This window comes from Pseudomonas sp. PA-4-8C (genome assembly GCF_021606625.1).
Lineage (GTDB): Bacteria > Pseudomonadota > Gammaproteobacteria > Pseudomonadales > Pseudomonadaceae > Aquipseudomonas > Aquipseudomonas lactis.
The window spans coordinates 1-10,058 of sequence record NZ_WKCD01000209.1; the positions used below are offsets into that span (position 1 = coordinate 1).

The window sequence follows — 10,058 nt, forward strand, 5'->3', positions numbered from 1 at the left end:
CTATAAGATCGACATATTCACTTTTTTTTTTTTACAAGCAAAAGACGGCATACGAGTTCCCAGCGACAGTCTCGTGGGCTCGGAGATGTATATAAGAGCCATCTTTATACGTCAGCAACTTACCCGCCACGGAATACACCGCCAGCAAAGTGCCGCTGGCGAGGTAAAACCCGAACTCGCCAATCTCATACTCGCCGTCGCCGTCAAACAGCGCGGCCATCCTGAGTTGGCGCTCGCCCAGGTCTTCGTAATCGACGATGGCCACCCGTTGGCGCTCGTCACGCAAGGCCACTTCCGTGCCGTCGGGGTCGTAGCGGCCGGTGCCGGCGCCGATGTGGGTGATTTCGCCTTTGAGGCCCTGGTTCTTTGCCTGCAGCACTTCATCCAAACCTTTGGAGGTGAAGCGCACCAGGCGCGTGATTTCATCTGTCATGGCTGCGCCCTGAGGTCGTAATCGTTAATGGTGTAGTGCTGGGCAACCCCGGCACTGTTGAGCCGAGCTACCAGCGACAATTCCGGCAACGCGCCGTTCAGGTAGAACTCACCGTCGCTTAAAGGCGCGTCGAGCACTTGCGTGAGCGCGAGCTGGCCTTCGGTCTCATGCACGATGGTGATCGTCGCCTGATCGCGCTCACTTTTCGCCGCGTTGATGCGCCGGATCAGCCGGTTGTGGTCGCCGCTGGACCAGCTGCGCCCGATTATCGCCTGCACGTCGAAGGTGTAAGGCACGCCCAGCGGACGTTGCTGGTACCAGGCGCTGATATGGGGCGTGAAGCCCAATGACTCCACCGCATGGCTCAGTGCCTTGGGTGTGCCGGCCTGGCGCTGGATCTGCCAGGACAAGGCCACGGTCAGGCGTTTTTCCGCCTCGCTGGCCTCGGCATCCCATTCGCTGACGCCACGGTCTGCGGCCAGGTAAGGCAGGAATTCGCTGGGCGTGTACAGCGGGTTCATCAGCGCCGGAAATGGCGGGGTGACGCGCTCAAGCAATCTGCCGAAGCCCAGGTCCAGGGCCTTTTCCAGCGGTGAGCTGTTGGCAGGCAGCAAACTTGCGTTGGGTTCACTCATAGCGTGCGCACCTCCACCTCGACACCCGTGCAATACGGGGCCTGGAACGCGGTACTGACAATCGGCGCCAGCGGTTCGAGGATGTGCAGTTGCGCAGCGCCAGCACTGTGGATGGCGTAGTCGATCCAGCTGGGGTCCACCCGCCCTTCCAGGCGGTGGCAGGACTCTGCGTAGTCTTGCAGCAGTTTCTGCGCCGCCACTTGGGTCAGCCCCGAGTCTGGGCCGGCGTTGATCATGGCCACCACGCGAATTTTATAAGGTTGAATCTGTGCGCCTTGAACGCTGACCAGATCGGTTTCGGGCCGTACATCCGGCCGTGCGAAATGTCGACGTACACCGTCAAGCAAGTCGGCAGATGGCGTGCCGTCACCTTCCCTGGAAAGCACAGTGACCATGACTTCGCCCGGTGCGGTGCGCCGAGCGTTGCCGTCCTTGACCTGGGCCGCGTAACCGTCCGGGTCGAAGGTGTAGGTGACCGTGACCACACCGGGCGTCGCACTTTGCACTTTCACTGCTGGGCGCTCGCCCAAGGTGAACACTTCACGGCGATACTGCATGCGCGAGCCCGCCGCTGGGGCGTGGGGCGCCAGGTAGTAACGCAGGCGGGCGTCGTCGTCGCTTTCCAAGGTGGGCGGCACCGGCGGGAACGCGGCCGGGTCGCCTGGGTCGAGTACTTGGCGTTCCAGGCCCATATCGGCCAGGCGTGCGTCCAGGTTGCTGCCGGTGGCCCACCACGCCAGCATCTGCTTGATGCGGGCGTTGTATTTGCGCTCATGGGTTTGCAGACGCACGCAAAAGGCTTCCAGGGCCAGGGTCAGCAGTTCGCTTTCGTTGTCGAGGCTGACCTGGAGTTTGGCCGCGCTTTGCGGTGCGCGGGTGGCGACATAGTCGATGACAAACGCTTTGAATTCGGCCAGCAACGGTTCGAACTCATCGACCTTGATGATGGTCGGTTCCGCCAGTTGGTTCTGGCCGGGGATCAGCATGCTCATGTCACGACCTCGAAGGATTGTTGGCGGTTTTTCCAGGTGCCGGCAAACCGCAGCAGCAGGCCGGCGCCTTGGCGGGTGGCGACGATGACCTGAGGGTCGAAGTCGCCGATGCCGTTGTGGGTGTTGTAGAAGGCCTGCGCGGCGTGGCTCTGGGCGAGGATCAACAGGTCGTCGCCGAGGTTCTGGCCGAGCAACTGCGGGATCAGCGAGCCGTACAACGGGCGCTTTTGCCGCGTTGCGATGGGGGTGGTCAGCGCTCGGGTGGCGCGCTGCACAAATTGCAGCCAGTCGTCGACGGCCGCCCCGGTGTTCCTATCGATTCCGAGCATGGGGTGTCCTTATCGGGGGCTGATGACGCGTCCTTGATGGTCCACCACCGGGCCGCTGAAGTGCGCGCCGCCGGCATCCAGCAATAGGCTGGTGCCGCCGACTTGCAGGGTGATGCCTTGGGCGCTGAGGGTCAGGCTGGCGGCGCCGACCTTGACGTCAACCTGTTCGCGGGAACCGCTGAAGGTGGTAGGGCCGTTGATCCAGTTGAAGGTGTGGCTGGCGTCGTCGTAGTCGCTTTGGGTGCCGTCTTGATGCCGGCGCCGAGTCAGCGTTGCCACGTTGGAGACCGGCGGGAAGCGATCACTGTTAAGGCCGAACAGAGCCACGGATTGCACACCGCCCTCCCCTCCGCCGTAGTTGAGCAGCAGGCATTGCTCACCCACCGTGGGGATGCGGGTTTCGGTTTGTGCACCGGCACTGGGGTTGAAAAAACGGATCGCCGGGGTGAGCAGGTCACCGTGGCTGACCTTGCAGGTGTTGCTGGCCGCATCGACCTGCTGGCAGATGCCGATCCGGCAGAAGCTCTCGGCGCGCCGGTAGAGGTCCTCGAGCTGGGACTCCATCTCGGCCAGGCGCTCGACGATCGGTCCCAATTGCATGCGTAACAGCGCGTCGAACATGGGCTACTCCGCCAGAGGCTTGTATTGGGCCGGGTCGTCGATATCGGAGACGTCCCAGGTGCAGGCAAATAGCGGTTGGCCTGTGGGATCGTCGAGTAACGTCGGCCCTAGATAGAGGGTTTGAGTGAAGGAAATCGTCCAGGTGTCGTAGTCCGTTTCCACGGAAGTGCGCACAGCGGGAGCCGCGACGATATTCGCCGGCAAATCGCACTGCGCCTGGGGCAGGTACCAACGGTTATCCAGCACCAGATCCATCAGTTGGCTGGCCAGGTCGCAGGCATCGAACGGCAATGCACCGGGGGCGACCATGGCCCTAAGTGAAATGGCCAGGACGTGGGCCTTGCGCCCCTCGCGAGAGCGAATGCCCGGGCCATTGCCTTCGACCGTGACCATTACGCCGGTTTGTTCAGCATCGCCTTGAAAGTCTTGGTGACTGCCGACCTTGATGTCCGGGAAGGCCGCATGCAGCACCGCGCCGATGGCTTGGGGCAGTTGGGATGGCTTATCGATAAACGTCATTTTAAGTCGCGTCCTTGCAACGATTAGTGCGGGTCCTGGCCGGAGCCTTGGTTGATCCCGATGCGCTTGGCCGCCCATCGTTCATAAAGGCCGATGGCCACATCGGCACCGGCCATGGCGGTCAGGCAACCAATGGCGCCGGCGGTCCAGATCGACATGCCGGCGGCGTAGCACAGCATCAAGGCCGACACCCCGCAGACCATGCACGCCCCGGAACGCAGGGCCAGACGGCGGATCAGCGACCAACCACGTGCGCCTTCTTTATCGGCGCGCCACATTTCACCTGACACCCCGCCGATCACCGCCAATACGATCACCAGCCAGATAGGCATTTCCGCTAACGCTTGCTGTTCATTTGTCATGTCACGCCTCCTGGCTGAGCAATAAATAGTCCGTATTTCATTTACAAATGCTTGGGTAGGTAGGCATTCCAAAAAGCCCGGTCGCCCGGGCTTTTCAGTAATGATGTCCTCGGACTTTCGACGCTACTGGCGCGGTACGGTCCTTTCCTCGATGTTTTTCCGACCACGATCCCTGTCTGCCGGATAACTGCTTCTGGTGCTTTACGCTGCACACCCGGGTCAGTTGCCAACCCTCTGAACCGTTAAGGCCGGTTCATCGCTGCCTGTTGTTGAAGCGTTGAAACTAAAGAGCGTCGGCATCCTTGCCGGTATTGCCTGGCATCCCTGCCATCGCTTCGATGGCGTCCTTGCCGATATTGCGTGCCTTCCTTGTCTTCCTTGGCAGCATCCTTGCTGCCTCCACCAGGCCTTGTTGGCTGGCTTGAGGTGAAGAATATGCATGTATGCATATACAGTCAATGCACAGATGCATTTATTTTTGCCCTGAAAATGCACGAATGCATTGGAAGCCTTGCGGGCTTGGGCTTGGCCGGTTTTCTAGGGGCGAAAAAAAACCCGCACATGGGCGGGTTTCTTCTTACGCGTGGAGGTTAGCGGGCGTACATGCCCCACCAGAAAACATGACCGAGGATACTGATCTGCTCATCCTGGATCTCCTGGAAGCTGTAGTCCTCATCGGGGTGTTCATCACGGTTGAAGCTGCGCAGGCGAATCCCGGAAGGCAGGCGGTAGAGCTGTTTAACCCGCAACTGGCCGTTGTGATTGATGGCATACAGGTCGCCATCCACGATGTCGCCAATGCCGCTTTTGCCGGCATTCACCCCTACCGTGGCCCCGTCGCGCAACACCGGCAACATACTGTTGCCGCGCACCGTCACGCACTTTGCCTGGTCGAACTGCACACCGTTATGCCGCAGGCTGCGCTTGCCGAACCGCAGGCTGGCCTTTTCGCTTTCCTCGATGACGAATCTTCCTGATCCAGCAGCCAATTCAACCTCGCGCAGAAAGGGGATCGACACCTCGTCATCATTAACGGGGGTGTCGTCGTCCCACAGGCTTATGTCCTTGAGTTCCGAATGCATCGGGTCGCGCCCGTCATCGCGCAAAGCGCCCACTGCTGCGCGCCCGCGCAGGTAATCAGTGCTCACGCGAAAATACTCGGCGATACGGGAGATGTGTTTATCCGACGGATCAACGATCTTGCCGCTGAGGATCCGGGACAGTGTGGATTGAGGCACGCCAGTACGTCGGTGAAGCTCCGTGGGGGAGATCCGGTCGCGGTCCAGCAATTCTCTTAAGACGATAGAAACGTTGCGTTTTTGCATAGCGCGGATAGTGACGGGAGTTTTTGGGGTTGGCAAATGCTAATTTGCATATTTATGCATTAAACATCCGAACTTCACTTAACTCGAATCAAAATACTGTATATGCAACCAGCCGTCGACACTCTATTATTCCGACAGCTTGGGATTGCTGCCGGTCGACACCTTGCATGTCGACAACTCAAGGCCTATTTATAAAACTCTTTGACAACGTAGCCAGCAAAGACGGAGGTGCTCATGGCTTATTCAGCGCTAGCTGTCGCTAACGCCTTCATTGAACGCGCGAAAGAAGGCAAGCTTTCGGGCCTGACGCCCATGAAGCTGCAAAAACTGCTGTTTTATACGCAGTCCTGGCATTTGCGCGAACGGGATCAGCCCCTCATGGATGATCACTTCGCCCGCTGGCAATATGGCCCGGTCATCCCGTCGCTTTACCATGAGTTGAAATCCTACGGTAATCGTCCGGTCACTTCGTTGCTCAGCAACCTGAAGCCCGACGCCGAAGACATTGTCTTCGTGACACCGAGAGTGCCTGAGAGCGACACCTACACCCATCGCTTGATTGACCGGATCATCAACAAATACGGCAAATGGTCCGGCACCCAACTGTCCAACCTGTCCCACGAGGACGGCACAGCCTGGGCCCTCAAGGGCGCCGACGGTTCCGCCATCGACTGGGAAGACATGGCAACACTCATTCACCCAAAGAGCCGCATCCGTGAGTGAAGAACTCGACAACCTGGAACTCACCCTGCCCCCCGCGGCAGGGCCTGACCAGGACACCCAAGCCGGTGGCGAGCAAGCCATAGGCACCGACGATGAAAGAAACCAGAACCTCAAAGACCAAAAGGCCGAACGCCAACTGCGCAAGAAGTATGCGGGGCGGGCGTTTTGGTTTGCTGCCTGCGGCGTGATCTTCTGGGCGGTTCTGCTGGTGTGGAATGGGTGGTCGACGTATTACTCGGGTAAAGCGCCGTTCTCGGACAATGTACTGATTGCCATCACTACGGCGACTTCAATCAATTTGTTTGCGGCGTTTCTGGGGGTGATCAGAGGGTTGTTTCCGGCTAGTGGGCGTAGGTCAAAATAGCCTATTGGACCGCGCAGTCATTCCAACTTTGAAGGATTAATATGCTGCGAAAAAGCCAGATCATCACCTTCCCGGCATTGATCGCATCGGCTTTGAACCGAAGAGTAAAATGATTCTGGTCTGCCTGCCTTATCCCAACGTGACAGATTGTAAAAATGGCGCTGGAAAAAAAGAGTGATCAGAGCGATGAATCGCTGAGTTATGGCGGTGTTACTGCTTGGTGATTCGGCGCGAACTGCTTCCAGAGCGGCCGGTAGCTAATCATTCAGAAACGCAGAAATGGACTTAGCTGAAGTCAAGCGACTCGAAAACTCCTCCCGTAGCTTCACCCGAGGAGATGCAGACTTTGAACGGATACCAGCAATCGTCTACATACCATCCCTCCCCTGTAATGATCCCATCCGCGAGCGAGATTCGGATATTTCTAATCCCGTCCAGAGACAGGCGCTCAGAGCACCAGACCTCAGCCTCGCCTTTAACAAGCCTGAGCCACACCCCATTTGAAACAAGGATGCTGTCTAATTCTGGAATGCTGACCAAGTACTCGATATCGCCACCGAAATGCTTCAAGAGAACGCCGCTACGAATGTCCACGATATAACCCTGACCACCGGCAACTATCATCACATGAAAAGTTGAACCCAGCGTCAGAACGCAACTGAAGCGGCAAAAACCCGGTTGAAAATTCCCCACCCAAGAAGGCTTCGCCTCTGGCGAGAACCTGATGACGAATCCTTCACTATGGTGCCCTTGGCCGGTAGCGCTGAACTGCAAAGGAAGAGGCCCTTCGCCCGGTAGCCCAGCAAGAATCTGATACTTCAGGGTACTCGTCATAAATTTTCCAGGTTGCGAAGTTCAAACTAGTCGAATCATGATATTACCTGCCACATCGTTCTAGGAGGCGTGTTTCTCCAATGCTGCCTACTGGAGAAAAGCGGACGCATTTATTTCCAGGACACAGTTTCCCAGTTGCACCCTCCCTATCACCACGCTACCCTTCCATTCGTCGCTGCCAATTCAGCGACCGGGCCTGATAACCCGTCAAGATGCAGGCGCAACAAGCGCCACCAAACCCGATTTGCAGGCGTTTTTTTTCGCCCCTCATTTCGTGCAATGGCGGCTGTGCGTGGGAGACCTTCGGGTCTGCCGGGTTCCTGTATCTCCGGTTTATCAGCCTGCGCACAGCTGCCACCCCATTCGCCTGATAACGAACGTGGTAGCTCTCACTTGATATGGGAGTTTTACCGATGACCGCTACAAATCCGCCTGCGTTAACCACCCTCGGCGTCACCCCCTTCTCCTTTCACTCCGACCAACCTCTATTCCGCGTCAACAGCGGTGTTTCCCTGCAAGAAGCCCTGCACCACGCCTCCGATCTTCTCCATGTCGCCAAGCTGCTCGCAGAAGATGCGGCGATGACCAAGGAGACGGACCGTTATGCGTGGGCGTCGCATTACTTGCAGGAGATGGTCAAGGCGGTAGTTGATGATGTGGTGAAGGTGTTGGATTCGCCCGGCAACATTCAGTAAAGGGGCGATAAAAAGAAGGGGGCGGCGTATTTTGATAAATGCGCCGCCCCTTCTTCTATTTCTACCGGGTCGTTTGCGACCTGCGAAGGGTCGACTTCGCATGTTAACCTTGCGCCCATCGCAAAAAATGCTGGGCCAAGCGCCCAATGCCGATCAGTTAAGCGACCACGATTGGGCAAGGTGTGGAGCTTTTGAACTTCAGCGATGCGGGTGCTTCGGCCCGCCGGTACAGGGCGGTGATCCCATCGCAGCCTCGCTGAAGCTCGACAGCTCCCACATTCGACCTGCTTTGTTTTGACGTGCGCCTTTCTAAACTGATCGACACTGGACCACGCGCCCCCTTTGCCCCATCACTTTCAACGAATTTGCCTATTACCCAATGAGTAAAAACACCTCCGATCTGTCCTCCCACACCCCGATGATGCAGCAGTACTGGCGCCTGAAAAACCAGCACCCTGATCAGTTGATGTTCTATCGCATGGGCGACTTCTACGAGATCTTCTATGAAGACGCGAAGAAGGCCGCCAAGCTGCTGGACATCACCCTGACCGCGCGCGGGCAGTCGGCGGGGCAGTCGATTCCGATGTGTGGGATTCCTTACCATTCGCTGGAAGGCTACCTGGTCAAGCTGGTGAAGCTGGGCGAGTCGGTGGTGATCTGTGAGCAGATCGGCGACCCGGCCACGAGTAAAGGGCCGGTGGAACGCCAGGTGGTGCGCATCATTACGCCGGGTACGGTGAGTGATGAGGCGTTGCTGGATGAGCGTCGCGATAACCTGATTGCGGCGGTGTTGGGCGATGAGCGTTTGTTCGGCCTGTCGGTGCTGGATATCACCAGCGGCAATTTCAGCGTGCTGGAGATCAAGGGCTGGGAGAACCTGCTGGCGGAACTTGAACGTATCAACCCGGTGGAGTTGTTGATTCCGGATGATTGGCCCAAGGACTTGCCGGCGGAGAAACGTCGTGGGACCAAGCGGCGTGCACCATGGGATTTCGAGCGCGATTCGGCGCTGAAAAGTCTGTGCCAGCAGTTCTCGGTGCAGGACCTTAAAGGCTTCGGTTGCGAAACGCTGACCCTGGCCATCGGCGCTGCTGGCTGCCTGCTCAGCTACGCGAAGGAAACCCAGCGCACCGCCCTGCCGCACTTGCGCAGCCTGCGTCATGAACGGCTGGACGATACCGTGGTGCTCGATGGCGCCAGCCGTCGAAACCTGGAATTGGATACCAACCTGGCCGGCGGGCGCGATAACACCCTGCAATCGGTGGTCGACCGTTGCCAGACTGCAATGGGCAGCCGCTTACTGACCCGTTGGCTGAACCGTCCGCTGCGGGACGTGACCGTGCTGCAAGCGCGTCAAACCTCTATTACCTGCCTGCTCGACGGCTACCGCTTTGAAAAGCTGCAGCCGCAACTGAAAGAAATCGGTGATATCGAGCGTATCCTCGCGCGAATCGGCCTGCGCAATGCGCGGCCCCGCGACCTGGCGCGCCTGCGTGATGCCTTGAGCGCCCTGCCGCAGTTGCAACTGGCAATGACGGAGTTGGATACGCCGCACCTGCAACAGTTGGCGGTGACTGCCGGCACGTACCCGGACCTCGCGGCGCTGCTGGAAAAAGCCATCATCGACAACCCACCCGCGATCATCCGTGACGGCGGCGTGTTGAAAACCGGCTACGACAGCGAGCTGGATGAGCTGCAGTCCCTGAGCGAAAACGCCGGGCAGTTCCTGATTGACCTGGAAGCCCGCGAAAAAGCCCGCACCGGCTTGGCGAACCTTAAGGTCGGTTACAACCGTGTCCACGGTTACTTTATTGAGCTGCCGAGCAAGCAAGCCGAGTCTGCGCCTATCGACTATCAACGTCGCCAGACCCTCAAGGGCGCCGAGCGTTTTATCACCCCGGAGCTCAAGGAGTTCGAAGACAAGGCGCTGTCGGCCAAAAGCCGCGCCCTGGCGCGGGAAAAGATGCTCTACGAAGCCTTGCTCGAGGACTTGATCAGCCGCCTGGCGCCGTTGCAAGACACCGCCGCCGCCCTGGCGGAGCTGGATGTGTTGAGCAACCTCGCCGAACGGGCGCTGAACCTGGACCTCAACTGCCCACGGTTTGTCAGCGAACCGTGCATGCGCATCGTGCAAGGCCGTCACCCGGTGGTAGAGCAGGTGCTGACCACGCCGTTCGTCGCCAATGACCTGTCGCTGGACGACGATACCCGCATGTTGGTGATCAC

12 protein-coding genes and 1 pseudogene are annotated in these 10,058 nt (G+C 58.6%); 4 read left to right on the forward strand and 9 right to left on the reverse strand.

Features of this window, described 5'->3' with window-relative positions; all coding sequences use genetic code 11:
* Positions 1-103: 103 nt before the first annotated feature.
* The 8 genes and pseudogenes from GIW04_RS22735 to GIW04_RS22770 form a co-directional block, all read right to left on the reverse strand.
* A pseudogene (locus GIW04_RS22735) lies at positions 104-433 on the reverse strand (hypothetical protein); the annotation flags it as partial.
* Positions 430-1,068: a phage tail protein I gene (locus GIW04_RS22740; protein WP_120247580.1), complete on the reverse strand. Its 639-nt coding sequence runs from the start codon at positions 1,066-1,068 to the stop codon at positions 430-432. The pseudogene GIW04_RS22735 and the gene GIW04_RS22740, both read right to left, overlap by 4 nt.
* Positions 1,065-2,060: a baseplate J/gp47 family protein gene (locus tag GIW04_RS22745; protein WP_120247579.1), complete on the reverse strand. Its 996-nt coding sequence runs from the start codon at positions 2,058-2,060 to the stop codon at positions 1,065-1,067. Before GIW04_RS22745 ends, GIW04_RS22740 begins: the two co-directional genes overlap by 4 nt.
* Positions 2,057-2,389, reverse strand: coding sequence for a hypothetical protein (locus GIW04_RS22750; protein ID WP_003189012.1), 333 nt, complete (start codon positions 2,387-2,389; stop codon positions 2,057-2,059). Before GIW04_RS22750 ends, GIW04_RS22745 begins: the two co-directional genes overlap by 4 nt.
* Before the next feature lie 9 nt (positions 2,390-2,398).
* Positions 2,399-3,010 carry a phage baseplate assembly protein V gene (locus GIW04_RS22755; protein WP_003189010.1) on the reverse strand — a complete coding sequence of 204 codons (612 nt, stop codon included), beginning with the start codon at positions 3,008-3,010 and terminating at the stop codon, positions 2,399-2,401.
* A 3-nt stretch (positions 3,011-3,013) separates the two neighbouring features.
* Positions 3,014-3,529, reverse strand: coding sequence for a hypothetical protein (locus GIW04_RS22760; RefSeq protein WP_120247578.1), 516 nt, complete (start codon positions 3,527-3,529; stop codon positions 3,014-3,016).
* 23 nt (positions 3,530-3,552) lie between these two features.
* On the reverse strand, positions 3,553-3,891 hold the full coding sequence (locus GIW04_RS22765) for a phage holin family protein (RefSeq protein ID WP_003189007.1): 339 nt from the start codon (positions 3,889-3,891) through the stop codon (positions 3,553-3,555).
* A gap of 590 nt (positions 3,892-4,481) precedes the next feature.
* Positions 4,482-5,225 carry a LexA family transcriptional regulator gene (locus tag GIW04_RS22770; RefSeq protein ID WP_169855582.1) on the reverse strand — a complete coding sequence of 248 codons (744 nt, stop codon included), beginning with the start codon at positions 5,223-5,225 and terminating at the stop codon, positions 4,482-4,484.
* Between the two features lie 225 nt (positions 5,226-5,450).
* Between GIW04_RS22770 and GIW04_RS22775 the strand changes: the two genes are divergently transcribed.
* Both GIW04_RS22775 and GIW04_RS22780 read left to right on the forward strand, forming a co-directional pair.
* The gene (locus tag GIW04_RS22775) at positions 5,451-5,939 is read left to right on the forward strand and encodes a Panacea domain-containing protein (protein ID WP_003189004.1); all 489 of its coding nucleotides are present in this window, start codon (positions 5,451-5,453) and stop codon (positions 5,937-5,939) included.
* Complete coding sequence (locus tag GIW04_RS22780) at positions 5,932-6,303, forward strand: hypothetical protein (protein ID WP_032893301.1); 372 nt, start codon at positions 5,932-5,934, stop codon at positions 6,301-6,303. Before GIW04_RS22775 ends, GIW04_RS22780 begins: the two co-directional genes overlap by 8 nt.
* A 285-nt stretch (positions 6,304-6,588) precedes the next feature.
* Here the strand turns inward: GIW04_RS22780 and GIW04_RS22785 are convergent, their stop codons facing one another.
* The gene (locus GIW04_RS22785) at positions 6,589-7,137 is read right to left on the reverse strand and encodes a hypothetical protein (protein WP_120247577.1); all 549 of its coding nucleotides are present in this window, start codon (positions 7,135-7,137) and stop codon (positions 6,589-6,591) included.
* A gap of 413 nt (positions 7,138-7,550) precedes the next feature.
* On the opposite strand from GIW04_RS22785, the gene GIW04_RS22790 reads away from it, so the two are divergent.
* Together GIW04_RS22790 and mutS are read left to right on the forward strand one after the other, a co-directional pair.
* Positions 7,551-7,832, forward strand: coding sequence for a DUF3077 domain-containing protein (locus GIW04_RS22790; RefSeq protein WP_032893303.1), 282 nt, complete (start codon positions 7,551-7,553; stop codon positions 7,830-7,832).
* Positions 7,833-8,211: 379 nt separating this feature from the next.
* Positions 8,212-10,058 (forward strand): DNA mismatch repair protein MutS (gene mutS / locus GIW04_RS22795; protein WP_236479210.1); only part of this gene is annotated, 1,847 nt, incomplete at its 3' end.